General features: G+C 63.2%; 22 protein-coding genes, 2 tRNA genes and 1 pseudogene. 14 read left to right on the top strand and 11 right to left on the bottom strand.

Annotated elements, in window-relative coordinates; all coding sequences use genetic code 11:
• Nucleotides 1–4: 4 nt before the first annotated feature.
• The 3 genes from WG900_RS04805 to mfd all read right to left on the bottom strand — a co-directional run bounded on the left by WG900_RS04805 (nucleotide 5) and on the right by mfd (nucleotide 5,576).
• Nucleotides 5–850, bottom strand: coding sequence for a transcriptional regulator (locus tag WG900_RS04805; protein ID WP_339965113.1), 846 nt, complete (start codon nucleotides 848–850; stop codon nucleotides 5–7).
• On the bottom strand, nucleotides 847–2,019 hold the full coding sequence (locus WG900_RS04800) for a GNAT family N-acetyltransferase (RefSeq protein WP_339965111.1): 1,173 nt from the start codon (nucleotides 2,017–2,019) through the stop codon (nucleotides 847–849). Before WG900_RS04800 ends, WG900_RS04805 begins: the two co-directional genes overlap by 4 nt.
• A gap of 80 nt (nucleotides 2,020–2,099) precedes the next feature.
• A complete protein-coding gene (gene mfd / locus WG900_RS04795; protein ID WP_339965109.1) occupies nucleotides 2,100–5,576 on the bottom strand; it encodes a transcription-repair coupling factor in 3,477 nt (1,158 codons plus the stop codon).
• Between the two features lie 169 nt (nucleotides 5,577–5,745).
• Here mfd and WG900_RS04790 point away from each other — a divergent pair, with 169 nt between their 5' ends.
• The gene (locus WG900_RS04790) at nucleotides 5,746–6,069 is read left to right on the top strand and encodes a Dabb family protein (RefSeq protein ID WP_339965108.1); all 324 of its coding nucleotides are present in this window, start codon (nucleotides 5,746–5,748) and stop codon (nucleotides 6,067–6,069) included.
• 3 nt (nucleotides 6,070–6,072) lie between these two features.
• Here the strand turns inward: WG900_RS04790 and WG900_RS04785 are convergent, their stop codons facing one another.
• A complete protein-coding gene (locus WG900_RS04785) occupies nucleotides 6,073–6,336 on the bottom strand; it encodes an FAD assembly factor SdhE (RefSeq protein WP_339965107.1) in 264 nt (87 codons plus the stop codon).
• A 62-nt stretch (nucleotides 6,337–6,398) separates the two neighbouring features.
• Between WG900_RS04785 and recG the strand changes: the two genes are divergently transcribed.
• Together recG and WG900_RS04775 are read left to right on the top strand one after the other, a co-directional pair.
• The gene (recG, locus tag WG900_RS04780; RefSeq protein WP_339965105.1) at nucleotides 6,399–8,456 is read left to right on the top strand and encodes an ATP-dependent DNA helicase RecG; all 2,058 of its coding nucleotides are present in this window, start codon (nucleotides 6,399–6,401) and stop codon (nucleotides 8,454–8,456) included.
• A 52-nt stretch (nucleotides 8,457–8,508) separates the two neighbouring features.
• Nucleotides 8,509–8,694, top strand: a pseudogene (locus WG900_RS04775) (YkvA family protein); the annotation flags it as partial.
• A 139-nt stretch (nucleotides 8,695–8,833) separates the two neighbouring features.
• Here WG900_RS04775 and WG900_RS04770 read toward each other — a convergent pair.
• The gene (locus WG900_RS04770) at nucleotides 8,834–9,109 is read right to left on the bottom strand and encodes a hypothetical protein (RefSeq protein WP_339965101.1); all 276 of its coding nucleotides are present in this window, start codon (nucleotides 9,107–9,109) and stop codon (nucleotides 8,834–8,836) included.
• Nucleotides 9,110–9,255: 146 nt separating this feature from the next.
• Nucleotides 9,256–9,332 (bottom strand) — tRNA-Pro (locus tag WG900_RS04765).
• Between the two features lie 114 nt (nucleotides 9,333–9,446).
• On the opposite strand from WG900_RS04765, the gene thyA reads away from it, so the two are divergent.
• The 5 genes from thyA to WG900_RS04740 all read left to right on the top strand — a co-directional run bounded on the left by thyA (nucleotide 9,447) and on the right by WG900_RS04740 (nucleotide 14,874).
• Nucleotides 9,447–10,415, top strand: coding sequence for a thymidylate synthase (gene thyA, locus WG900_RS04760; RefSeq protein WP_339965098.1), 969 nt, complete (start codon nucleotides 9,447–9,449; stop codon nucleotides 10,413–10,415).
• A gap of 184 nt (nucleotides 10,416–10,599) precedes the next feature.
• Entirely contained in the window at nucleotides 10,600–11,883 is a 1,284-nt protein-coding gene (locus tag WG900_RS04755) for a 3-methyl-2-oxobutanoate dehydrogenase (2-methylpropanoyl-transferring) subunit alpha (RefSeq protein WP_339965095.1), read from the top strand.
• 47 nt (nucleotides 11,884–11,930) lie between these two features.
• On the top strand, nucleotides 11,931–12,938 hold the full coding sequence (locus WG900_RS04750) for an alpha-ketoacid dehydrogenase subunit beta (protein WP_339965326.1): 1,008 nt from the start codon (nucleotides 11,931–11,933) through the stop codon (nucleotides 12,936–12,938).
• Nucleotides 12,938–14,263, top strand: coding sequence for a dihydrolipoamide acetyltransferase family protein (locus WG900_RS04745; protein WP_339965092.1), 1,326 nt, complete (start codon nucleotides 12,938–12,940; stop codon nucleotides 14,261–14,263). The genes WG900_RS04750 and WG900_RS04745 overlap by 1 nt, the downstream gene beginning before the upstream one ends.
• A gap of 14 nt (nucleotides 14,264–14,277) precedes the next feature.
• Nucleotides 14,278–14,874 (top strand): YdeI/OmpD-associated family protein, encoded by a 597-nt coding sequence (locus WG900_RS04740; RefSeq protein ID WP_339965090.1) that lies wholly within the window; start codon nucleotides 14,278–14,280, stop codon nucleotides 14,872–14,874.
• Here the strand turns inward: WG900_RS04740 and WG900_RS04735 are convergent, their stop codons facing one another.
• Nucleotides 14,875–15,228 (bottom strand): hypothetical protein, encoded by a 354-nt coding sequence (locus tag WG900_RS04735; RefSeq protein WP_339965088.1) that lies wholly within the window; start codon nucleotides 15,226–15,228, stop codon nucleotides 14,875–14,877.
• A gap of 242 nt (nucleotides 15,229–15,470) precedes the next feature.
• Between WG900_RS04735 and WG900_RS04730 the strand changes: the two genes are divergently transcribed.
• Nucleotides 15,471–15,547, top strand: a tRNA-Asp gene (locus WG900_RS04730).
• A gap of 13 nt (nucleotides 15,548–15,560) precedes the next feature.
• Here the strand turns inward: WG900_RS04730 and WG900_RS04725 are convergent.
• The 3 genes from WG900_RS04725 to WG900_RS04715 all read right to left on the bottom strand — a co-directional run bounded on the left by WG900_RS04725 (nucleotide 15,561) and on the right by WG900_RS04715 (nucleotide 16,874).
• Nucleotides 15,561–15,779, bottom strand: a complete 219-nt coding sequence (locus tag WG900_RS04725; RefSeq protein ID WP_339965086.1) for a DUF2842 domain-containing protein — start codon at nucleotides 15,777–15,779, stop codon at nucleotides 15,561–15,563.
• Nucleotides 15,779–16,354, bottom strand: coding sequence for a 5-formyltetrahydrofolate cyclo-ligase (locus WG900_RS04720; protein ID WP_339965084.1), 576 nt, complete (start codon nucleotides 16,352–16,354; stop codon nucleotides 15,779–15,781). The genes WG900_RS04725 and WG900_RS04720 overlap by 1 nt, the downstream gene beginning before the upstream one ends.
• A 205-nt stretch (nucleotides 16,355–16,559) precedes the next feature.
• Entirely contained in the window at nucleotides 16,560–16,874 is a 315-nt protein-coding gene (locus tag WG900_RS04715; protein ID WP_339965082.1) for a cell division protein ZapA, read from the bottom strand.
• Between the two features lie 335 nt (nucleotides 16,875–17,209).
• On the opposite strand from WG900_RS04715, the gene tkt reads away from it, so the two are divergent.
• The 5 genes from tkt to WG900_RS04690 are packed head-to-tail and all read left to right on the top strand — an operon-like array spanning nucleotide 17,210 to nucleotide 22,824.
• Nucleotides 17,210–19,177, top strand: a complete 1,968-nt coding sequence (tkt, locus tag WG900_RS04710) for a transketolase (RefSeq protein ID WP_339965079.1) — start codon at nucleotides 17,210–17,212, stop codon at nucleotides 19,175–19,177.
• A gap of 19 nt (nucleotides 19,178–19,196) precedes the next feature.
• Nucleotides 19,197–20,204 (top strand): type I glyceraldehyde-3-phosphate dehydrogenase, encoded by a 1,008-nt coding sequence (gap, locus tag WG900_RS04705; RefSeq protein WP_339965076.1) that lies wholly within the window; start codon nucleotides 19,197–19,199, stop codon nucleotides 20,202–20,204.
• Nucleotides 20,204–20,677 carry an MOSC domain-containing protein gene (locus WG900_RS04700; RefSeq protein WP_339965074.1) on the top strand — a complete coding sequence of 158 codons (474 nt, stop codon included), beginning with the start codon at nucleotides 20,204–20,206 and terminating at the stop codon, nucleotides 20,675–20,677. Before gap ends, WG900_RS04700 begins: the two co-directional genes overlap by 1 nt.
• On the top strand, nucleotides 20,674–21,876 hold the full coding sequence (locus WG900_RS04695) for a phosphoglycerate kinase (RefSeq protein WP_339965072.1): 1,203 nt from the start codon (nucleotides 20,674–20,676) through the stop codon (nucleotides 21,874–21,876). Before WG900_RS04700 ends, WG900_RS04695 begins: the two co-directional genes overlap by 4 nt.
• A 51-nt stretch (nucleotides 21,877–21,927) precedes the next feature.
• Nucleotides 21,928–22,824 carry a fructose bisphosphate aldolase gene (locus tag WG900_RS04690; protein ID WP_339965070.1) on the top strand — a complete coding sequence of 299 codons (897 nt, stop codon included), beginning with the start codon at nucleotides 21,928–21,930 and terminating at the stop codon, nucleotides 22,822–22,824.
• A 67-nt stretch (nucleotides 22,825–22,891) separates the two neighbouring features.
• Here the strand turns inward: WG900_RS04690 and WG900_RS04685 are convergent, their stop codons facing one another.
• Nucleotides 22,892–23,269 carry a hypothetical protein gene (locus WG900_RS04685; RefSeq protein WP_339965068.1) on the bottom strand — a complete coding sequence of 126 codons (378 nt, stop codon included), beginning with the start codon at nucleotides 23,267–23,269 and terminating at the stop codon, nucleotides 22,892–22,894.
• Nucleotides 23,270–23,296: the final 27 nt, after the last annotated feature.

Here is a 23,296-nt window from a genome sequence, read left to right as displayed (position 1 = left end):
CAGGTCAACCCGCCGGGGGCTTGCGAAACTTGCGCAGCACGCGCCAGCCGAGCGCCTTGGCCTTGTTGGTTGCGGGCCAGCGCCCGGTGCTGCGCGGACGAAAGCCCATGCGCCGCAGCACGCCATTGAGCGCGCGGGCGTCCGCCTCGGCAAAGGACCAGTCGGAGCGCCAGGTGATCGACAGCGATACCGAGCTGTCCGGCCCGGTCTTGACGAAGTGCGGGGCCATGACCGGCACGAACAGCGCCTCGCCGGGAGCAAGCGGGAATTCGGTTCCTCCAGCCAGCAATTCATCGCGCCACTTGAGTTCACGCGCCCCGCCGGTGTGATAGCCTTCATGGACCTCGTCGGGCGCGAAACGCGCATCCCCGGCGGGGAACTGGGTCATGACTTTCGATCCGCGAATCTGCAGCAGGATGTTGTGCTCGGGATCGAAATGGTAAGGCGTTACGCCGTTTGGCGAGGTGATGAAAATGAAGCTTTGCAGTTTCAGCATCGCGCCGGTCTTCGCCTCGATCTCGGGCCGGATTTCGGCGAGCAGGCTGTGCAACAATTCGGCATAGGCCGGCACCTGCTCGACGTTCTTGAGCACGGCCCAGGAGCCGGTTTCCTCGATCTTGCGGATGGTTTCCCCAATCGGAATGCCGGTGGGGTCCGGCTTGCCGTCAACGCCGATCGGCAGGTCGGCGAAGTTGTACTCGATGCTGCTGGCGGGCAGCATTTCGGCCAATGCGGCAAGCGCGTCCAGCTCAAGCAGCGGATGCTGGCCGAGCGCGTGCGGCAACTTGTGCGGCACCTCCGGGTAATTGCCCGCGAAGGTCCGGCGGGCTTCGGTCGAAAACACGGTCATAGTCTGGCTCCGTCAGGGCGGCGACCCAGTTCGGCGTTGAGCAAGGGGCGGAACAGCGCGCGGCGCAGAGTTCCGCCGATGGCGATGGACAGGGCTCCCACGGCGCGGCGTTCGCGCCAGATATGGTCGATCATCGGGTGATCGGCAGCTGCGCAGGAATCGCACCATTCGATGCCGGGGCGCTCCAGAAGGGTCAGGTTCTCGCGCTGGAGCAGCACGCCGGGTGAAAAGCGCGCGCAGCTTTCGTCGAAGGCGGTCTTGTAGGAGAAGGCCCCCGGCGCGGTCAGGAAGTTCGCCAGCATGGCAATGGGGCGGCCATCGAGGGTCAACATCAGCCGCTCAAGCCTGCCCGCAGCGGCGGCACCGGCAAGGGCCTCCCGGAACAGCGTTGCAGTGGCGGGGGTAGATGCCAGCGCGGAACCGGCCTTGCCTTTCCAACCCGCCTTCTCGAGCTCGAGAAATGCCTCGGTCCATTCGGTAAGTCCGTGTGTGCCTTCGCGCCGTTCGAAGCCAAGATCGCCTTCTTCAGCAAGGCGGTTGGCCTGCCGGCGCAGTTCCTTGCGCTTCTTCCCGCTCATCGAGGCGTCGAGATATTCCTCCGGCGACAATTCCGATGCGAGCAGAGCGCGTTCCTCGTAGTGGACAATGCCTCCAACGCGGCCGGTCTCGTGGAGCACTTCGCGCAGCGCTATCGCCAGCGACCCTTCGAAAGGTACATGCGCCAGATGGAGAAAAAGTGCCGTTTTTGCATTGCCGTCGGCCCAGGCCAACAACGCCTGCCAGAAGGCCTTCTCGTAGCCCTGAGCCACCAGCGGTACACCAAGGAAGCAGTTGGCATGCATCCAGCCGGACAGGTTCGGGATCGGCTTGCCATAGTAGCGCGACTGCCGGACTACTGGCAGCAGGCCAAGCCACTCGCCATCGCGCTCCAGCACGAACAGGCTGACCTTTGCATCATAGGCATGGGCGCGAAGCGCCGGCATCAGATACCACGGCTCGAAAAACGGATTTGGCTCGGCGGCGCGCAGGACAAGTTCTTGCCACGCAGCAAGGTCGGCGATCGATACCTGCATCCAGTCGCGCTGCACCGCGTGCGGCACGGCAGACCGATAGACGGCAAGCGTTGCCGGCTGGCTGCTCCTATGGAACGTGACGGCATTCGATGCCACGCATTAACCCTTGCATAGCGCGGCCATGCCGCTGACCGGGTGGCATTATCAGCGGCAGGCAAAGGAAGTGTGAACGCGCCCTACTTGCGGGCCTTGCGCGCGATTCCGCTGAGGCCCTTGGTGAGCTGATACAAACCGTTGAGCCGTGAACGCGGATCACCCCAGGTGCGGGTGATGACCAGCTTGTTATCGGGCCGCAACTTCACCGTGCCTTCCAGACGCTGGCAATAGGCGACCAGCCCCATCGGATCGGGGAAGCTGTCTTCATGGAAGGTGACCAGCGAGCCCTTTGCGCCGACGTCGACCTTGGCAATATTCGCTTCGATCGCCAGACGCTTGATCTCGATGAGCTTGACGAGATTTTCGGTCGGCGCGGGGAGGGGGCCGAACCGGTCGATCATTTCAGCGGATAGTGATTCCACTTCCTCGGCGCTGTCGGCATCGTTGAGGCGGCGGTAGAGCGCCATGCGAACGGCGAGGTCCGGCACGTATTCCTCAGGAATCATGATCGGTGCATCGACGGTGATCTGCGGCGATGGTCCAGCAGAACTGCGCTTGATCCCGGCGACACCGGCCTTGGCCTCGAGAATCGCGTCCTCAAGCATCGACTGATACAATTCGAAGCCAACCTCTCGGATATGGCCGCTTTGTTCGTCGCCCAGCAGGTTGCCGGCGCCGCGAATGTCGAGATCGTGGCTGGCCAGCTGGAAACCCGCGCCCAGACTGTCGAGATCGCCGAGGACCTTGAGACGCTTTTCCGCCACCTCCGAAAGTTGGTTGCCGGCCAGTGTCGTCAAGTAGGCATATGCGCGCAACTTGGAACGGCCGACGCGGCCGCGCAGCTGGTAAAGCTGGGCCAGCCCGAACCGGTCCGCGCGGTGGATGATGATCGTGTTGGCACTCGGAATATCCAGCCCGCTTTCAACGATCGTGGTCGAAACAAGCACTTCGTACTTCTTCTCGTAGAACGCGCTCATCCGCTCCTCGACCTCGCTCGGGCTCATTTGGCCGTGGGCGGAAACGAAGCGGATTTCGGGGACGGTGTTGCGCATCCACTCCTCGACATCGGCCATGTCGGCGATGCGCGGCACGACGATGAAGCTTTGGCCGCCGCGGTGATGCTCGCGAAGCAGCGCCTCGCGCATCACCATGTCGTCCCACTCCATCACGTAAGTGCGGACCGCGAGGCGGTCGACTGGCGGGGTCTGGATGGTGGAAAGTTCGCGCAGGCCCGACATGGCCATCTGCAGCGTGCGCGGGATCGGCGTGGCGGTGAGAGTGAGGACGTGGACGTTTGTCCGCAGCGACTTCAGCCGCTCCTTGTGGTTGACGCCGAAGCGCTGTTCCTCGTCCACGATGACCAGGCCGAGGCGCTTGAAGTTCAGGCTCTTGGACAGCAGCGCGTGGGTGCCGATGACGATATCGATCGTGCCCTCGGCCAGACCTGCCTTGGTCGCTGTCGCTTCCTTCTCGGGCACCAGGCGTGACAGGCGTCCGATGTTGAGTGGGAAGCCGTTGAAGCGCTCGACGAAGCCCGAATAGTGCTGGCGGGCGAGCAGCGTGGTCGGCGCGATCAGCGCAACCTGCTGCCCGGCCATCGCGGCAACGAAAGCGGCGCGTAACGCTACCTCGGTCTTGCCGAAACCGACATCGCCGCAGACGAGCCGGTCCATCGGCTTGCCCTCGGCCAGATCGCCCAGCACGTCGTCGATCGCAGCTTCCTGGTCCTCGGTTTCCTGCCAGGGGAAGCGTTCCGCAAACTGGTCATAGGCCGCCTGTTCAGGCAGTAGCACCGGTGCCTGACGCAAGGCCCGCTGGGCGGCGGTGCGGAGCAATTCGTGCGCAATCTCGCGGATGCGCTCCTTGAGCCGGCTGCGGCGCTTCTGCCATGCCTCGCCGCCGAGCCGATCGAGCGCGACGCCATCGCTCTCGCTGCCAAAGCGCGAGAGGACGTCGATATTCTCGACCGGAACGTAGAGCTTGTCGCCGCCGTGGTAGACCAGCATCACGCAATCGTGCGGGCTCTTGCCGACGGGGATCGACTGCAGGCCTTCGTAGCGCCCGATTCCGTGTTCCATGTGGACGACAAGATCGCCCGGGGTCAGCGCGGCCAGTTCGGCGAGGAAGGCATCGGCGCTCTTGCGGCGCTTCTTGCGGCGGACGAGCCGGTCGCCAAGCAGGTCCTGCTCGGTGACCAGTTCGATCTCGCGGTTGGAAAATCCGGTTTCCAGCGGCAGGACCAGCGCCACCGGCGAACCCTTGGCGGCAAGGCCAAGCGCTTCCTGCCAGTTGTCAGCCAGCACTGGGCCGGGACGCACTGCCTCGCCAATGATCGCGGCAATGCGCGCGCGACTGCCGTTCGAATAGCAGGCGATGATTGCCTTGCGCTTCTGCGCGGCCTGGCCGGTGAGAAACTTGCCAGCCGCTTCGTAAACGTTGTCGCCGCGGGCGCGTTCGGGCGCAAAATCACGGCCTGAGGAGAAGCCGAAGTCGACGACATTCGCGCTATCAGGCTGCGCGAAAATATCCGTTCGGTGGATCGGCAGACCCGCAACATTTCGGTCGAATTCCGCGCGGTTCAGATAGAGCGCATGAGGCTTGAGCGGGCGATAGGACCCTGGGGCTTTGCCCGAGGTATCGGTGCGTGCGGCGAAGTAATCGGCAATGTCGGCCAGCCGCTCGTCGGTCGCGCCCTGCGCGGCATTGTCGATCAGCACGAGGTCTTCAGGCGCAAGATGGTCGAAGAGCGTGTCCATCCGCTCTTCGAACAGCGGCAGCCAGTGCTCCATGCCCGCAAGCCGCCGGCCGTCGCTAACCGCCTGATACAGCGGGTCCGAAGTGGCATTGGCGCCGAACATCTCGCGATACCGGGTGCGGAAGCGCTTTACGCTGTCCTCGTCGAGCAAGGCTTCGCTGGCGGGCAGGAGAAGGTGCTGCTCGACCACGCCGGTCGATCGCTGGGTATTCGGATCGAACAGGCGCAGCGTTTCCAGCTCATCCCCGAAGAAATCGAGTCGCAGCCCGCCTTCAAGGCCCGAGGGGAAGATATCGAAGATCGAACCCCGAACCGCGAATTCGCCGGCATCGGCCACGGTATCGGTGCGCGAATAGCCCTGCCGCTGAAGCAGCGCGATCAGGCTTTCGCGGCCGATCTCCATCCCCGGCTTGAGCAGCCGCACCGATTCGCGGATGCGAAACGGGGTCAGCACGCGTTGGAGCGCGCCATTGATCGTGGTGACCAGCAATTGCGGTCCGGCGGCCTTGGCCTGCAACCGGTGCAGAGCGGAAAGGCGGCGGGCGCTGACCGACAGAGCGGGGCTGGCGCGGTCATAGGGAAGGCAGTCCCACGCGGGGAATTCGATGACGTCGAGTTCCGGCGCGAAATACTGCGCCGCATCGACGATTGAGCGCATCGCGGCTTCGTCGGGCGCGATGAACACGGCGCGGCCCTTCGCGGCGCGGGCCAGATCGGCGAGGACCAGGGGCTGCGCTCCGCGTGCCACGGAGGACAGGGTGAGCGGGCTGCGGGCCGAAAGGATCTTGTTCAGGTCAGGCATGGTTGGACAGCACGCAGGCAAAAGCAAACGCCCCGCAGGCCGATTCGGGCGTGCGAGGGCAGGGGAGAATTGCTCCTAGCCAGCCGATCGCCGCTTGTCTCCCCCTGCGGGCGTTGCCCGTCAGGCGATTGCGCTGCATGGGGGCATCACGACTGCGGAGAATCTGACAATGAGCGATGCACCCTTCCTCAGGCACATGGCGCTGTTTTGGCTCAAGCGGCCGGATTCCGCCGAGGACCGCGTCCGCCTGATCGCCGGCCTCGAAACGCTGCGCGCCATTCCGCAGGTTCGCACCTTGCACATTGGCGTGCCTGCGACGACCGAGGCCCGCGATGTGGTCGATCATTCGTGGTCGGTTTCGGAATCGATGACCTTTGACAGTTTCGAAGACCAGGCCGCGTACCAGCCCCATCCGCTCCATCAGGCCTTCATCGCGGCGTGTGGTGACCTTTGGGAACGCGTGCTGGTTTACGATATCGTCGACGCGGGTTGAGGATCAGCGAGGAATTTCGACGTAATCAAGCTGGCGCATCCGCTCCATCATTGGCCCGGCATATTCGTCCGGCACCGACAATGTGCCGAGCGCCCAGCCGAGGATATCAACGTCTTCTTCCTCGATCAGCGCCTCAAACCATTCGACCTGCTCGACGTCCCACTCGCCGTGGAAGCGATCGAAAAAGCAGCCGATCATGTAATCCGCCTCACGCGTGCCGCGGTGCCAAGCGCGAAAGCGCAGGCGTTTCAGTCGATCCTGATCCATTTGCGGGGCACTAGGTCTGGAGGGGCTTTGAGGCAAGGCCATTCCCTCGCTATGAGGCAGCGATGCGTCCCGAACGGCTGAATCCCCTTTTCATCGAAACGACCGCGCTGAAAGGCGTGGGGCCGAACCTTGCTCGCCCGCTGGAAAAGCTGGGCCTGAAGCGGGTGCGCGATCTTGCCTATCACTTACCCGAACGCTTCGTGCAGCGTCGAGCCGTGGCTGACCTCGATCAAGCGACGGTGGGTGAGAATGTCGTCGTCGCGGTAACGCCTGTCGAATACCGTAGTTCGCCGGGGCGCGGACCGTTTCGCGTGCTGGCGGTCGATGAACCGGGCAATACCCTCGCCATCACCTATTTCGGGCGCAACACCGGCTGGGCGAGAAAGGCGCTGCCGCTGGGTGAGAAGAAGTGGATCGCCGGACGGCTCGACCAGTTCGGCCAGCAATTGCAGATGGTTCACCCCGACCATGTCAGCGACGAAAGCGGCGCCCTTCTCGGGGCATTGTGCGAGCCTATCTATTCGCTCTCGGACGGACTGACGCAGGGCAGGGCGGCGACGCTGGTGCAGCAGGCGCTTGGTAATGTCGAGGACCTGCCCGAATGGATCGAACCGGGCCTTCTGGACCGGATGAAGTGGCCGATCTGGCGCGATGCGCTGTTGCTGGCGCACAAGGGTGAACATGCCGCCGCGCGCGACCGACTGGCCTATGACGAACTGCTGGCGAACAGCCTCGCCCTGATGCTGGTGCGCAATGCCAACCGGGCAAAGTCCGGCACGTCGCTCCATGGCGACGGGCGGCTGCGGACGAAACTGCACCTGCCCTTCGCGCTGACTGGGGCGCAGCGGCGTTCGATCAGCGAAATCGAGGGCGACATGGCGCAGGCTGCGCCAATGCTACGCTTGCTGCAAGGTGATGTCGGATCGGGCAAGACCGTGGTCGCGCTCGAATCGATGCTTGTTGCGGTGGAGGGCGGGGCGCAGGCAGCGCTGCTTGCTCCCACCGAAATCCTAGCCCGCCAGCACTTCGAAACTCTGCGCCGGATGCTCGCTCCCACCGGGGTCAACATCACGCTGTTCACCGGGCGCGACAAGGGCAAGGCGCGCGAATCGATCCTGATGGGGCTGCTCGATGGCTCGATCGACATCTGCGTCGGCACCCACGCGATCTTTCAGGACGCGGTGGCCTACAAGAATCTCGCGCTCGTGGTGATCGACGAGCAGCACCGGTTCGGTGTCGGCCAGCGGCTGATGCTGGCGCAGAAGGGCAAGCGCACCCCGCATTGCCTGGCCATGACGGCCACGCCGATCCCGCGCACGCTGACGCTGGCTCAATATGGCGAGATGGACGTTTCCAAGCTGGATGAGATGCCCCCCGGCCGCCAGCCAATCGATACGCGCGTGGTCGCGGTCGAGCGGATGGGCGATGTGATCGGCGCGCTCGCCCGGCACCTTGAAAGCGGGCAGCAGGCCTATTGGGTCTGTCCGATGGTGCGTGAGAACGAGACTGACGATCTTGCCGCCGCAGAGGCCCGCTTTGCCGAACTCCGCGAGCATTTTGGCGACAAGGTGGCACTGGTCCATGGACAATTGGGGCCCGAGATCAAGGACGCGGCGATGGAACGCTTCGTGCGCGGCGAGGCGGGGCTGCTGGTGGCCACGACGGTGATCGAGGTTGGCGTCGACGTGCCCAATTCAACCTTGATGGTGATCGAGGCGGCGGAACGATTCGGTCTCGCCCAGCTGCACCAGCTGCGCGGCCGCGTCGGGCGGGGCGAGGGCAAGAGCACCTGCCTGCTGCTGCGGGGATCCGAACTTTCCGAAACCGGGCGCAAGCGGCTGGCCTTGATGCGCGAAACGCAGGACGGCTTCCGCATTGCCGAGGAAGATCTCGACCTGCGCGGCGGCGGTGAATTGCTCGGCACCCGGCAATCGGGTGACACGCCGTTCCGCGTGGCCAACCTCGAGCAGATCCAACGCCTTTTACCGCTCGCCCACGACGATGCGCGTCTGCTGATGGAGCGCGACGGCGGCCTGACTGGCGATCGCGGCGAAGCCGCACGGTTGCTGCTCTATCTGTTCGAGCGCGACTGGGGCGTCCAGTTGCTGCGGGGCGGCTGACATCTTCGGCAAGTTGAAATTTTGGGCAACTGCGCTGAAACGCGACGTGCTGGTGCTCTGGCTTGCCTCACGCGATCCACGTTCACCGATGGCGGCGAAAGTCATCGCCGCCGTGACGATCGGCTATGCCCTCAGTCCGATCGACCTTATCCCTGATTTCATTCCTGTGCTGGGCTTGCTGTATGATGTGCTGCTGATCCCGGCGGGTGTGTGGCTGGTCTTGCGCCTGCTGCCCAAGGCTTGCTTGTGGAACTGCGCGAAAAGGCCGTGCGAACCCCGTGGCCGGTAGCGCCGCGCTGGGCGTTTGCCGTGATAGGCGGGACCTGGCTGCTGCTGGCCAGCTGGGTATTCTGGATCGTCTTGCGCGGTTGAGTAGATCAGACCGAAAGCAGCACCGTATCCGTCTCACGCGGGGCGTCCGGCGCATAGCCGGGCAGCGGCTCGAACGGAGCATCAAGCACTTCGGGTGCGCCAAGGCCCGCCAGCTTGAACTGGCCAAGGCGCGGATCCTCGTCGCTGCGCCAGTTCTTGGCGAGGTTGAGCGCCGAGACGAACAGGTCGCCGTGCCGTTCGAACAGCAGGTGCGGGGCCAGATCGATGCGGAGGCCGTTGTAATTGGCGGCGAGCAGCTTGCGACGTGCAATCGCTTCCATCACAATCATGCGCGGGTCGGACATCAAGGATACTCGATAGGTTTAAGGGAGGAATTGTGCGGTGCACAATAATGCGCGCACCTGAGCCTGCTGGCAAGCCCGCCGGTGGCCGGCTGGCGAACATTTGCATGTTCGATGGAATGATGTGGTCGGGGAAAGAGGATTCGAACCTCCGGCCCCTGCCTCCCGAAGACAGTGCTCTACCAGGCTGAGCTATTCCCCGACCGATCGTTCACCCGTCCGGACCCGAAAGTCATGGATGGGCAAGGCAGGAGCGCGCCTATAGTGAGGCAATCGCGGGGTGGCAAGCAGGCAATCGCCTCGCTACGAAAGAGTTATGGCCACAATGCTCTCCCCCACCGATTCTCAGCAGAAGCGCGCCGATCCCGGCCATTGGGAGTGGCAATACATCGACCTGATGCGCCGCATCTGGGAGCATGGGGACGAGCGGATCGACCGTACCGGGGTGGGCACGCGATCAGTTTTCGGAGCTCAGATTCGCTTTGACCTGTCCGACGGCAAGATGCCGCTGCTCACTACCAAGCGCGTTTACTGGAAGACCGCGACGCGCGAATTGCTGTGGTTTCTCACCGGCGATACCAACATCCGCAACCTCTGCGCGCAGGGCGTTGAGATCTGGACCGACTGGCCGCTCGATCGCTTTCGCAAGGCCGCAAGCAGCGATATATCCCGTGCCGATTTCTCCCGCCGGATCGTCGACGACGCTGATTTCGCGGCAGAGTGGGGCGATCTGGGGCCGGTCTATGGCAAGCAGTGGGTCGATTGGCCAACGTACCAGCCCAACGGGGACGGCACGTTCTCACCCGGGCCGGGTATCAATCAGGTCGCGCAAGTGATCGAAAGCCTGAAAGCTAATCCCGGCAGCCGCCGCCACATCATCGAAGGGTGGAACGTCGCCGAGCTCGATGCGATGGCCTTGCCGCCGTGCCACAAGACTTACCAGTTCCATGTTTCCGGCAACCGGCTCTCTGGCCTCCTCTATCAGCGTTCCTGTGACCTTGGCCTCGGCTTTGCCTTCAACATGTGGAGCCTTGCCCTGCTGACCCGGATGCTGGCGCAGCAAACAGGGATGGAACCGGGCGAGGCGGTCTGGATGGGCGGGGACGTCCATCTCTACCTCAATCACGCTGAGCTGGTCGAAGCCCAGCTGACCCGTGAGCCGGCCGGCGCCCCCCGGCTTGAGATCGTTCGCCGCCCCGATTCGATTTTCGATTTCCGTATCGAGGATTTCTCGGTTGTCGATTACAGTCCGCAAGCGCACATTTCAGCGCCGGTTGCGGTCTGATTATTGCGCGTTTCTGGCGCTCGGCACACGATTCCTGCCGCTGCGCATTGTCATTGACGACCCATGCTTGGAGAAATAATCTAACACGACGTTGAAATTAATTTCGCACCGCAGACCACAATGTCTTCGGGCGATGCGACAAGGGAGAACGGCCATTTCTCGAGCTGGCGACAAGGGTTCCCGCATGGCAGGCAAGAGAAATCTGCCGCCCCTGGAGTTCTACGTTCCCGAGCCGAAGTTCCGGCCCGGTGACCCCGTCGATTTCGTCCATGTGAACATCCCGCCCGCTGGCGCTCAGCCGCGCCCGGACGAGGGCTGCCCGGCGATCGAGACGAGCCCCCTGTGCTACGATCTCGTCCGCGTGCTGGGTGAGGATCATCAGGCCGTCGGCCCGTGGAACCCGCGTCTGGACGCTGATACTCTGCGGGAAATGCTGCGCGTCATGGCGCGCACCCGGGCTTTCGATGACCGGATGTACCGGGGCCAGCGGCAGGGCAAGACCAGCTTCTACATGAAGTGCACAGGCGAAGAGGCAACCAGCGTTGCCTCTGCCTTTGCGCTGGCTGCCGATGACATGGTTTTCCCGTCATACCGCCAGCAGGGCATCCTGCTTGCGCGCGGCTATCCGATGGTTGAAATGATCAACCAGATCTACTCGAACCGCGCCGACCGGCTTAAGGGCCGCCAGCTGCCGATCATGTATTCGGCCCGCGATTATGGCTTCTTTACGATCAGCGGCAACCTTGCCACGCAGTTCCCGCAGGCGGTTGGCTGGGCGCTTGCCAGTGCATCGAAGGGCGACAGCCGCATTGCCACCAGCTTCATCGGCGACGGGTCGAGCGCCGAGGGCGATTTCCACGCCGCGATGACTTTTGCCACGGTCTATAACGCGCCGGTCATCCTCAACATCGTCAACAACCAGTGGGCTATTTCCAGCTTTTCCGGGTTCGCAGGCGCCGAACGCACGACCTTTGCCGCGCGCGCCATCGGTTATGGCATGGCGGGGCTGCGAGTGGACGGTAACGACGCCCTGGCAGTTTATGCGGCGACGCAGTGGGCCGCCAACCGCGCGCGCTCCAACCAGGGCCCGACCCTGATCGAGCACTTCACTTACCGCGCCGAAGGCCACTCGACCTCCGACGATCCCGGCCAGTACCGCTCCGCGCGCGAGGCTGAGGCCTGGCCGCTCGGCGATCCGATCAATCGCCTCAAGAACCATCTCTGTGCCATCGGTGAATGGACCGATGAGCAGCACGAGGCGATGGACCGCGAACTCGCCGAGGAAGTGAAAGCCGCCACCAAGGAAGCCGAAAAGAACGGCATTCTGGGTCACGGCCTCCACCATCCGTTCCACACCATGTTCGAGGACGTTTACGAGGAACTGCCGTGGAACCTGAAGGAGCAATCCGAACAGGCAATCCGCGAGCGCCGGATAAAATGGCCCAGCTGGAAGGAGTACGAAAAGTGAGCGTCGAGGAAGCGGCCCTGAGCCTTGCCAACGCGCCTTCCAAGCGCATGAACATGATCGAGGCGATCAACGATGCGCTCGACATCATGATGGCCCGCGATCCCGATGTGGTGATCATGGGCGAGGATGTCGGCTATTTCGGCGGCGTGTTCCGCGCCACGCATGGCTTGCAGAAGAAGTTCGGCAAGAATCGGGTTTTCGATACCCCCATCAACGAATGCGGTATCATCGGCGCTGCCGTTGGCATGGCGGCCTATGGCCTGCGCCCGGTGCCGGAAATCCAGTTCGCCGACTATATCTACCCCGGTTACGACCAGCTTGTGTCGGAAGCCGCGCGCCTGCGCTATCGTTCGGCGGGCGAGTTCATCGCTCCGATCACCGTGCGCTCGCCCTTTGGCGGCGGCATCTTCGGCGGGCAGACTCACAGTCAGAGCCCCGAGGCGCTGTTTACCCATGTCGCGGGTCTGAAGGTCGTGATCCCGTCCACGCCGCACGATGCCAAGGGCCTGCTGATCGCCGCGATCGAGGATAACGATCCGGTGATCTTCTTCGAACCCAAGCGCATCTACAACGGCCCCTTCGATGGCTATTACGACAAGCCGGTAAAGCCGTGGAACACCCATCCGGACAGCGTTGTTCCGGAAGGCTATTATTCGATACCCTTGGGCAAGGCTCGCACCGTTCGTGAAGGCGAGGCGATGACCGTCTTGTCCTATGGGACGATGGTCCACGTCGCCGCCGCCGTCTGCGCCGAGAAGGGCGTCGATGCCGATATCATCGACCTCAGAACGCTTGTGCCACTCGATATCGAGGCTGTTGAAAAGTCTGTGGAAAAGACCGGCAGATGCATGATCGTCCACGAGGCGACCCGCACCTCCGGTTTTGGCGCAGAGCTTTCCGCGCTGGTGCAGGAGCGATGCTTCTATCACCTCGAAGCGCCGATCGAGCGCGTAACCGGGTTCGACACGCCCTATCCGCACAGCCTTGAATGGGCCTATTTCCCTGGCCCGGTGCGCATTGGCGAGGCCATTGACCGTCTGCTGGGAGCCGAATGATGGGCACGTATACTTTCAAATTGCCTGACATTGGTGAAGGCATCGCCGAGGCTGAAATCGTCGCCTGGCACGTCAAGGTTGGTGACCGGATCGAGGAAGACGGCCGCATTGCCGACATGATGACCGACAAGGCGACGGTCGAAATGGAGAGCCCGGTTGCGGGAACCGTGATCCAGGTCGCGGGTGAGGAAGGCGATGTCGTTGCCATCGGCGCGCCGCTGGTCGTGATTGAAGTCGAGGGGGAAGGGCAGGCAGATGCTGCCCCCGCGACCGCACAGGCAGAAGCTCAAATCGAGGCGGAAACGCCGGGCATGGAAGAGGTAAATGCATCGCCTCCGCCGCCCGCGCCAGCCCCGCCGGCTCCTGAGCAGGTGAAGGCAGCGCCGCCACCGCCACCGCCACCAGCAGCCCCCGCGCCAAGTCCGAAACCATCCGCTGCGCCGGTCAGTCATGCCAAGGTGCAGGCCAGCCCCGCCGTCCGTGCCCGTGCCGCCAAACTTGGCATTGACCTTGGCGACATTCGCCCGGCCGAAGGCGCGCGCGTGCGCCATTCCGACCTTGACGCGTTCCTGGCCTACAGCGGTACCGGCGGCTATCGCGCACCGGGCCTTCACGGGCAGGACCAGCAGGTAAAGGTCATCGGCTTGCGCCGCCGCATTGCCGACAACATGGCCGCTTCGAAGCGCAATATTCCGCACTTCTCCTATGTCGAGGAATGCGACGTGACCGCGCTGGAAGAAATGCGCGCGCAGCTCAACGCCAATCGCGGCGGCAAGCCCAAGCTCACCATGCTGCCGCTGCTGATCACCGCTGTCTGCAAGGCCGTGCCGCAGTTCCCGATGATCAACGCCCGCTTTGATGACGAAGCGGGCGTGGTAACGCGCTATGCCGCCGTGCACCTCGGCATGGCGGCGCAGACTCCCGCAGGCCTGATGGTTCCGGTGATCCGCAACGCGCAGGACCGCAACCTTTGGCAGCTTGCGCAGGAAGTCGTGCGGCTCGCCGAGGCCGCACGCGATGGCACGGCGAAGAGTGAGGAACTGTCGGGTTCCACCATGACGCTGACCTCGCTCGGCCCGCTGGGCGGCGTGGCGCACACACCGGTGATCAACCGTCCGGAAGTGGCGATCCTCGGCCCGAACCGTATCGTCGAACGGCCGATGTTCGTGCCCGATGGCATGGGCGGTGAGCGGATCGAGAAACGCAAGATCATGAACATCTCGATCTCGTGCGATCACCGCGTGGTTGACGGGTGGGATGCGGCGAGCTTTGTTCAGGCGGTGAAGAATCTGCTGGAAACGCCGGTGCTGCTGCTGGCAAACTGATTGGGAGGAAGGCCATGGCGACGCTCGATCCACGGTTCGACGAGTACATCGCTAATGCCGCCTCTTTCGCCCAACCGATCCTGACGCACATCCGCAGGATCGTGCATGAGGCAGTGCCCGACCTGGTCGAGACGATGAAGTGGTCGATGCCGCACTTCATGCATCAGGGTAAGAACCTTGCCGGCATGGCGGCGTTCAAGGCGCACTGCGCGATGATGATCCACGGTGATGGCCGTCAAGGCGATGCCATGGGGCAGTTCGGCAAGCTGGCTTCGATCGCGGACTTGCCGGGCGATAACGAGCTCAAGTCAAAGATTGTCGCGGCGAGCGAACGTATTGCCTCCGAAGGCACGGCACTTCGAAAGAAGTCGACAGAGGCGAAGAAGGAAGCCAAGCCTGACCTGCCATTGCCGCCTGCATTTGCTGGCGCGCTTGAGGCGAATCCGGCGGCGAAGGCCACCTTGGACGCTTTCGCGCCATCACATCGCCGCGAGTATGTTCAGTGGATCGCAGAGGCCAAGACCGAGGCGACACGCGACCGCCGGATCGCACAGGCCATCGAATGGCTCAGCGAAGGCAAAAAGCGCAACTGGAAGTATGAAGGCTGCTGATCAGCGGACAATAGCGCTGTAGGCGATACGGCCTGAAGCACCGCTTGACTGCACCCGCCACCGCACATGGGTGACGTCTTCGGCGGTTACGTAGCGGCTGCCGGTTCGCATCAGACCAAGTTTGCCCCAGTTGCGGCCGCCGTCGATCGAGACTTCCTCGGTTTCGCTGGCGCTTCCCTGATAATAGAGGCCGCGTGGCAGGGCGTTGGCCACAGTGAACTGACCGCCCGGAGATTCGCGCCGCCATGTCAGCACGGTAACAACGCGGTCACCGGGTACAAGCTGTCTGGCGGGCTCAAGGATACGGGCGGTATCGCGGGTGCGCTCCACGAACACCGAACTGTCGAGCGCCACGCTGCGAGCGGTCGCAGACCCTGCACAGGCCAAGGCAAGTACGCAGCCGGAAACTGCAAGAAACGACTTGGAAAACATCGGCGATCGGCCCCCCAACACGAGAAGGCTTGTCGCAAATCGGCCCCAAGATTTGGTTAACGCAGCTCCACCATAAAACTTTTTGGACGGCGCGTGCGATTGCCCGCCAAAGCTGTTGACACGCTCCGAACCCTGCCTTAGTGGCGCGGCTCCCAAGTGGCTGCGCGGGTGTAGCTCAGTTGGTTAGAGTGTCGGCCTGTCACGCCGAAGGTCGCGGGTTCGAGCCCCGTCACTCGCGCCACTTGGGAATTTATTCAGGCTTTCCAGCGCCCGGTTTCCATCCAGATGAGAAACCGCCGCAGCGGGAGAAGCCAGGCAATCCCCAGAATCAGATATACCGGGGTCTGCGCCAGCGCGGGCCACGAACCGATCAGTTCGGGCACATAGCGCGCAATCACAAGCGAATAGACCGCCAAGGCCAAAATCAGCAGTAGCACGCCGATGGGGATCCGCCAGGTAGGTTCGGTGCGCATCAGCTTTTGCTCCAGTAGACGCGGGTAGGGGTGACCACTGCATCAAGCGCGCGGTCATGCGATTCTGTTGGCAGGCTATCCACGCATTGCGCATCCCAGCCAAGGCCGATGGCAAGGTCCACCGGGTTCGCCGCAAGCCAGCGATCATAATGCCCGCCGCCCTGGCCCAGTCGGTCTCCCTGCGGCGTGAAGGCCACCAGCGGCAGGATCAGCGCATCGGGCACAATCGAGGCGGCATCGTCAGCCGGCTGATCTATGCCCAGCAACCCCGGTTCAAGCTGGCCGTCGTCAAAGGGATTGTCCCAGATGGCGAATTCCATCGTGCTTTGTCCGGCGATGAAGCGGGGCAGGGCCACGCGCCAGCCATTTTCATGGAACCAGCCGATCCACCCGCGAGTCGGGGCTTCTTCGCCTTGGGCAATGTAGAACCCCAGTACCGACTTGCCGCGCAAAGCCTCGACAATGTCGGCCGGTGGGCGATTGAGGACCAGCCCGCGCACAGCATCGGGAATGGACGCGACGAATTGCCTGCGCTTCGCTCGCATCTCGCGTCGTAGCGCTTTTTTGTCTTCCAAGGCCGGCTCCTGCGGGAAGGGTGACGGGACCACCATGGGTCGTTGCCGGGGAAATCCACTGACGCGTTCACGTCAGGTGGGGACCATGTGTGCCGGACCAGGGTCCAACCAGGGACAGCCCCCATAGGATTGCTTATAGCCTCAGGGATGTTCTGTCGGTTCGTACCGGGCAGTACCCGTCAGGCCCTATCTAGGCGCTGGACGATCAACCCTCAAGGGCAGAGGCGCACTTTTCAAGCGCGGCGGCGACGGCTTCTAGCCTTTCGGCCAGCACAGGGTCGGGCGCGAGTGCGGCAGCGGGGGCAGCCGAGGAGCTGCGGCTTTGCGCGTCATGGACTTCATCGGCCAGCATCAGCGAGGCGAACAGCAACATCCGCCCTTCGCTTTGCCCTGCCGCGCCGGGCACGGAAGCGACCTTGGAATCGATCATCCGGCCGAGCCCGGTCACATGCGCTTCCTCACCCGCAGCGCAAGCAACCTTGAATACGCGGCCACCGATGGAGAGGTCGACATCGCTCATGCACTGGCGCTCCCGATCAGGGCATCGAGGTCTTTCAGCGATTGTGCCACGACCGATCGCAGGGCCTCATGCCTCTCGGCAAGCCCTTCGTCCAATGGTCCACGCCTTGCCGATGCCGCCTCAATCCGGGCAGCAGCAGCCTCTATCCGGCTCAAGGCCTGATTTATCCGTTCCCCCGTCATAGAGGAATGGCTAACCCAAAAACGCCGTTACGGAAAGCCGGGTAACGATTAGGCGTTTAATGGATCGCTTAACTTGACGACTCGCCGCCTTCCCGCAAAGAGGCCGCATCCCGAATCGCCCCTAGCCAAGCGCTGCTCCGGAGGCCGCTGAACATGACGCTCGATCCATCCCGCCTGGGCCCCATGGCCAATGCCATCCGTGCCCTATCGATGGACGCCGTTCAGGCGGCCAACAGCGGCCACCCCGGTATGCCGATGGGCATGGCCGACGTCGCAACCGTGCTTTTCAGCCAGTTTCTGAAGTTTGACCCGGCCGCGCCGCACTGGCCGGACCGCGATCGCTTCGTGCTTTCGGCTGGCCACGGATCTATGCTGATCTACTCGCTGCTGCATCTGACGGGCTATGCGCGGCCATCGATGGATGACATCCGCAACTTCCGCCAGCTCCATAGCGTCTGTGCTGGCCACCCCGAGAATTTCGAACTCGCCGGAGTAGAATGCACCACCGGTCCACTGGGTCAGGGACTGGCCATGGCGGTTGGCATGGCGATGGCAGAGCGCCATCTCAACGCCGGATTCGGCGATTCGTTGGTTGATCACAACACTTGGGTGGTCGCTGGCGATGGCTGCCTGATGGAAGGCATCAACCACGAGGCCATCGGCCTTGCCGGGCACCTGAAGCTTGGCCGCCTGAACGTGCTTTGGGATGATAACCGCATCACCATCGATGGCGACACTGACCTTTCGACCAGCGAAGATATCGCCGCCCGCTACCGCGCGACCGGCTGGCACGTTACCGAGTGCGACGGCCATGACTTTGCCGACATCGCCCGCGCACTTGCCGAAGCTGCTGCAGATCCGCGCCCCTCGCTCGTCGCTTGCCGCACGATCATCGGCAAGGGCGCACCGAACAAGCAGGGCGGACACAATGTCCATGGCGCTCCGCTGGGCGCTGACGAAATTGCCGCCGCGCGTGAATATCTCGGTTGGACCTCGGCCCCGTTCGAAGTGCCGACGGACATTCTCTCCGACTGGCGTTCGCTTGGCGCAAAGGGCGCATCTGCCCGCGCCGAATGGGAAGCGCGCCTTGCCGGTAACGCCAATGCTCGCGAATTCAGCCGGCGCATGGCTGGTGTCCTGCCGCAACAGCTGCCGGCCTTCGACGCCTATCTTGCTTCGATTGCCGAAAGCCAGCCCAAGGTTGCCACCCGCAAGGCGAGCGAATCCGCGCTCGAAGCCCTGACGGTCGACATTCAGGAGATGGTCGGCGGTTCGGCTGACCTTACCGGGTCGAACAACACCAAGACCAAGGCGACCACGCCGTTCGGTGCGGATACCTACGGCGGCCGCTATGTCTATTACGGCATCCGCGAATTCGGCATGGCCGCCGCGATGAACGGCATGGCGCTGCACGGCGGCGTGATCCCCTATGGTGGCACGTTCCTCGTGTTCTCGGACTATTGCCGCAACGCGATCCGCATGTCGGCGATCCAGAAGCAGCGCGTGATCTATGTCCTGACGCATGATTCCATCGGCCTTGGCGAAGACGGCCCGACTCACCAGCCGGTCGAACACGTGATGAGCCTGCGCGCCATTCCCGACCTGCTCGTGTTCCGCCCGGCCGATGCGCTGGAAACGGCGGAATGCTGGGCGCTGTCGCTCAAGGAAGCCAAGCGCCCCTCGGTGTTGGCGCTGACCCGCCAGAACTTGCTGGCCCTGCGCTCGGACCTCGAAAACAAGTCCGCCCGCGGTGCCTATCGTCTCAAGGCCGCTGAAGCGCCCCGCAAGGTGGTGCTGCTGGCTACGGGTTCGGAAGTGGCGTTGGCGATCGACACGGCCAAGGTGCTCGAAGCCCAGGGCATTGGTGCGGATGTTGTCTCGATGCCGTGCTGGGAATTGTTCGACGAGCAGGACCCCGCCTACCGCGCCGATCTCCTGCCCGCAGATGCCCTCAAGGTCTCGGTTGAAGCTGGGATCACGCTGGGCTGGCAGAAGTATGTCGGTGACGGCCTGACCATCGGGCTCGACCGCTTCGGCGCTTCGGCACCCGCGGAACAACTGTTTGAATACTTCGGCTTCACCGCCGATGCGATTGTAAAGAAAATCACGGTAAAACTATAATTTAGCAGGAGCATTTCACATGGCGATTAAGGTTGCGATCAACGGTTTCGGACGGATTGGGCGCAATGTCGCCCGTGCGATCCTGTCGCGCACCGATCACGATCTCGAGCTGGTCTCGATCAACGATCTCGCATCGGCACAGGCCAATGCGATGCTGTTCCAGCGGGACAGCGTTCACGGTGCTTTCAAGGGCACCGTCGAAGTCGACGGCAATGACCTGATCATCAACGGCAAGCGCATCCAGGTCACGGCGGAGCGCGATCCGGCAAACCTGCCGCACGCCGCCAACGGCGTTGACATCGCACTGGAATGCACTGGCTTCTTTACAGACCGCACTTCGTGCGAAAAGCACATTGCCGCCGGCGCGAAGAAGGTGCTGATCTCGGCACCGGGAAAGAACGTGGACCTCACCGTGGTTTACGGCGTGAACCACGAAAAGCTCGAAGCCGGTCACACCATCGTGTCGAACGCTTCGTGCACCACCAACTGCCTAGCGCCCTTCGCCAAGGTCCTCAACGATGCGATCGGCATCGAACGCGGCCTGATGACCACGATCCACGCTTATACCAACGATCAGAAGATCCTCGACCAGATCCACGAAGATCCGCGCCGCGCCCGCGCTGCCGGCATGTCGATGATCCCGACCACCACCGGCGCGGCGCGCGCCGTGGGTGAAGTGCTGCCCGAACTGAAGGGCAAGCTAGACGGTTCGGCCATCCGCGTGCCGACTCCGAACGTCTCGGTCGTCGACCTGACCTTCACGCCGAAGCGCGACACGACCAAGGAAGAAGTCAACGCCCTGCTCAAGGCCGCGTCGGAAGGCGCGCTCAAGGGCGTTCTCGGCTTCACCGACCAACCGCTGGTATCGATCGACTTCAATGGCGACGCGCACAGCTCGACGATTGACAGCCTCGAAACCTCGGTTCTCGACGGCAAGCTGGTCCGCGTGCTGAGCTGGTATGACAATGAATGGGGCTTCTCCAACCGCATGGTCGATACGGCCGGCGCGATGGGCAAGCTGGCTTGATGACCTCCGGGCGTCTCATGGGTATCGCGCGGCATGATCGGCCGCGCGGGCCCATGGAGACGCTCGACCATGTCGCCGTGACCTTTTCCGAAGGGCTGCATGGTGATTTTCGCGGTGCAGTGCGCCCCGGCAAACGCCCGCGCCGTCAGGTTTCGCTGATCGAGGCAGAAAGCTGGGCAGCGGCGCTTGCCGAACTGGGCCGGCCGGACGATCCGGTCTTGCCGTGGTGGGTCCGCCGGGCGAACCTGCTGACGCAGGACATCCGCCTGCCGCGCGAGGTCGGTGCCGTGATCGCGATTGGCGCGGACCTGCGAATTGAAGTGACGACCGAATGCGATCCGTGCAGCCGCATGGAAGAAATCGCCTCCGGCCTCAAAGCCGTGCTGACGCCCGATTGGCGCGGCGGCGTTCTGGGCCGGGTAATCGCCGAAGGTGACATCGCCGTGGGCGACGAAATAAGGATATTCGCATGACGAAGTTTCGCACGCTTGACGATCTGGGTGATATTGCCGGCAAGGTGGCCCTGGTCCGCGTCGATCTCAACCTGCCGATGCATGACGGCGCGGTGACCGACGATACCCGCGTCCGCGCCGCCACACCGACCATCAATGAGCTTTGCGCCAAGGGCGCCAAGGTCCTGCTGCTGGCGCACTTCGGCCGCCCCAAGGGCGAGCGCGTCTCGACCCAGTCGTTGTCGATGGTGATCGACGCGGTGCAGGACGTGATCGGCAAGGAAGTGATGTTCTGCCCCGAGATCGCCGGCCCCATCGTGGCGCAGACCGTGGGCATCCTCGGCAATGGCGACGTTGCCCTGCTTGAGAACACGCGCTTCTGGAAGGGCGAAGAAGCAAATGACCCCGAACTCGCCAAGGCCATCGCGGCCAACGGCGATTTCTATGTCAACGATGCTTTCTCCGCCGCGCACCGCGCCCATGCGACGACCGAGGGCCTTGCCAAGATGCTGCCAGCCTATGCCGGACGCTCGATGCAGGCGGAATTGGAAGCACTGGAAAAGGCGCTGGGCAATCCCGAGCGCCCCGTCGCTGCCGTAGTGGGCGGCGCCAAGGTTTCGTCGAAGCTCGACGTCCTGATGCACCTCGTCACGCAGGTCGATCACCTGATCATCGGCGGCGGCATGGCAAACACGTTCCTGGCCGCGAGCGATGTCGATGTCGGCAAGTCGCTGTGCGAGTACGACCTCAAGGACACGGCGCTCGAAATCCTCGGCGCGGCGGACAAGGCCGGCTGCACCGTGCACCTGCCTTATGACGTAGTGGTATCGAAGGAATTCGCTGCCAACCCGCCATCGCTGCGCACCTGCGCGGTCCACGAAGTTGCCGCTGACGAGATGATCCTCGACGTCGGCCCGCAGGCGACCGAAGCCTTGGCTGACGTGCTCAAGACCTGCAAGACGCTGGTCTGGAACGGCCCGCTGGGAGCGTTTGAGACGCCGCCGTTCGATACGGCAACGGTCGCTCTGGCCAAGGTCGCGGCAGCACTGACGGCTGAAGGCTCGCTGGTCTCGGTGGCAGGCGGCGGCGATACCGTTGCGGCGCTCAACATGGCCGGTGTGGCCGACGACTTCTCCTATATCTCGACCGCAGGCGGGGCCTTCCTCGAATGGATGGAAGGCAAGGAACTGCCCGGGGTTGCAGCACTTCAGGTAGCCTGAAAACAGGCACTGCAAGAATACAAACGACGCAGGAAATCAGGGAAACAGACGATGAATACTGATGCAATGACCGCAAAGATGGCCTCCGGTGATGGCTTCATCGCCGCTCTTGACCAGTCGGGCGGCTCGACCCCCAAGGCGCTCAAGGGCTATGGCGTGGACGAAGGCGCGTGGAACACCGAAGAGGAAATGTTCGGCCTGATCCACGAAATGCGCAGCCGCATTATCCGCTCGTCAGTGTTCACCGGCGAGAAGGTGATCGGCGCGATCCTGTTCGAACGCACGATGGACGGCACGGTTGACGGCGCGCAGACCCCGGCAGCGCTGATCGCCAAGGGCGTGGTTCCCTTCATCAAGATCGACAAGGGCCTTGAGGACGAAGTCAACGGTTGCCAGCTGATGAAGCCGATGCCGGACCTCGATGCACTGCTCGAAAAGTCGAAGGCGCTGGGAGTCTATGGCACCAAGGAACGCTCGGTAATCAACTCGGCCAACCGCGAAGGCATCGCTGCCGTGGTCAAGCAGCAGTTCGAGGTCGGCCAGCAGGTCCTCTCGCACGGCATGATGCCGATCATCGAACCCGAAGTGAACATCAAGAGCGAAACCCGCGCCGAATGCGATGCGATCCTGCTCGACGAGATCCTCAAGAACCTTGATGCCCTGCCAGAAGGGCAGCAGGTCATGCTCAAGCTGTCGCTGCCGGTCGTGCCGGGCACCTTCGACGCGCTGGTCGACCACCCCAAGGTGCTGCGCGTCGTCGCGCTCTCGGGCGGCTACGAGCGCCCCGAAGCCTGCGTCGAACTGGCGAAGAACCGCGGCATCATCGCCAGTTTCAGCCGCGCCCTGCTTCAGGACCTGCGCGCGCACATGAGCGATGAAGACTTTGACGCATCGCTGGGTGGTGCTATTGACGAAATCTACACGGGTTCAACGCAGAAGGCCGTCTGACCTTTTTAGCGTTTCAGAGTTGGAGAGGAGGCCGCCGGGCAGGGAACCTGACCCGGCGGTTATCTTATCAGCGCCGTTTATACGAGGAGCGGAAGTTATAATCGGCGCGGCGCGGGCTGGCGTTGGTCATGAAGCTATCCGGGCGAATTTCCGCGATCGAAAGCTCTCCGCTGCGAAGTGCCAGCGGCTTGTTGGATTCAAGCTGCACCGATCGCCGTGCGCCGTTTGCCCACACCGTGGCATCGATCACGACGCGCCCGGCCCAGACGCAGCGGGCGTTCATCGGGCATCGGCTGTCCTCGACGAGTCGATCAGGACGGACCAGGACATCGCCGATCCGGGCACGCTCACCGAACTTCGCCCAGTCGTCCAGGCGGTCATCGGGCAGGCTCGCGCAGGCCGAGAGGCCAAGGCAGAGGACGGGCAAAATGACACGTGCAATCATCGCGCTTTCCTACGAAGGATCACATTA

This window comes from Novosphingobium aquae (genome assembly GCF_037572715.1).
Taxonomy (GTDB): domain Bacteria; phylum Pseudomonadota; class Alphaproteobacteria; order Sphingomonadales; family Sphingomonadaceae; genus Novosphingobium; species Novosphingobium aquae.
Note: the sequence above shows the minus strand (reverse complement) of the source record. Positions and strands in the feature narration are given on the sequence as shown.

Coding starts and splice junctions, on each gene's coding strand:
- WG900_RS04695 (WP_339965072.1), top strand. CDS start 20,674: ATGACGAAGTTTCGCACGCTTGACGATCTGGGTGATATTGCCGGCAAG.
- WG900_RS04785 (WP_339965107.1), bottom strand. CDS start 6,336: ATGGATCAGGATCGACTGAAACGCCTGCGCTTTCGCGCTTGGCACCGC.
- gap (WP_339965076.1), top strand. CDS start 19,197: ATGGCGATTAAGGTTGCGATCAACGGTTTCGGACGGATTGGGCGCAAT.
- WG900_RS04755 (WP_339965095.1), top strand. CDS start 10,600: ATGGCAGGCAAGAGAAATCTGCCGCCCCTGGAGTTCTACGTTCCCGAG.
- WG900_RS04805 (WP_339965113.1), bottom strand. CDS start 850: ATGACCGTGTTTTCGACCGAAGCCCGCCGGACCTTCGCGGGCAATTAC.
- mfd (WP_339965109.1), bottom strand. CDS start 5,576: ATGCCTGACCTGAACAAGATCCTTTCGGCCCGCAGCCCGCTCACCCTG.
- WG900_RS04685 (WP_339965068.1), bottom strand. CDS start 23,269: ATGATTGCACGTGTCATTTTGCCCGTCCTCTGCCTTGGCCTCTCGGCC.
- WG900_RS04700 (WP_339965074.1), top strand. CDS start 20,204: ATGACCTCCGGGCGTCTCATGGGTATCGCGCGGCATGATCGGCCGCGC.
- WG900_RS04745 (WP_339965092.1), top strand. CDS start 12,938: ATGGGCACGTATACTTTCAAATTGCCTGACATTGGTGAAGGCATCGCC.
- recG (WP_339965105.1), top strand. CDS start 6,399: ATGCGTCCCGAACGGCTGAATCCCCTTTTCATCGAAACGACCGCGCTG.
- WG900_RS04725 (WP_339965086.1), bottom strand. CDS start 15,779: ATGCGCACCGAACCTACCTGGCGGATCCCCATCGGCGTGCTACTGCTG.
- WG900_RS04790 (WP_339965108.1), top strand. CDS start 5,746: ATGAGCGATGCACCCTTCCTCAGGCACATGGCGCTGTTTTGGCTCAAG.
- WG900_RS04770 (WP_339965101.1), bottom strand. CDS start 9,109: ATGGAAGCGATTGCACGTCGCAAGCTGCTCGCCGCCAATTACAACGGC.
- tkt (WP_339965079.1), top strand. CDS start 17,210: ATGACGCTCGATCCATCCCGCCTGGGCCCCATGGCCAATGCCATCCGT.
- WG900_RS04750 (WP_339965326.1), top strand. CDS start 11,931: ATGAACATGATCGAGGCGATCAACGATGCGCTCGACATCATGATGGCC.
- WG900_RS04715 (WP_339965082.1), bottom strand. CDS start 16,874: ATGAGCGATGTCGACCTCTCCATCGGTGGCCGCGTATTCAAGGTTGCT.
- WG900_RS04740 (WP_339965090.1), top strand. CDS start 14,278: ATGGCGACGCTCGATCCACGGTTCGACGAGTACATCGCTAATGCCGCC.
- WG900_RS04690 (WP_339965070.1), top strand. CDS start 21,928: ATGAATACTGATGCAATGACCGCAAAGATGGCCTCCGGTGATGGCTTC.
- thyA (WP_339965098.1), top strand. CDS start 9,447: ATGGCCACAATGCTCTCCCCCACCGATTCTCAGCAGAAGCGCGCCGAT.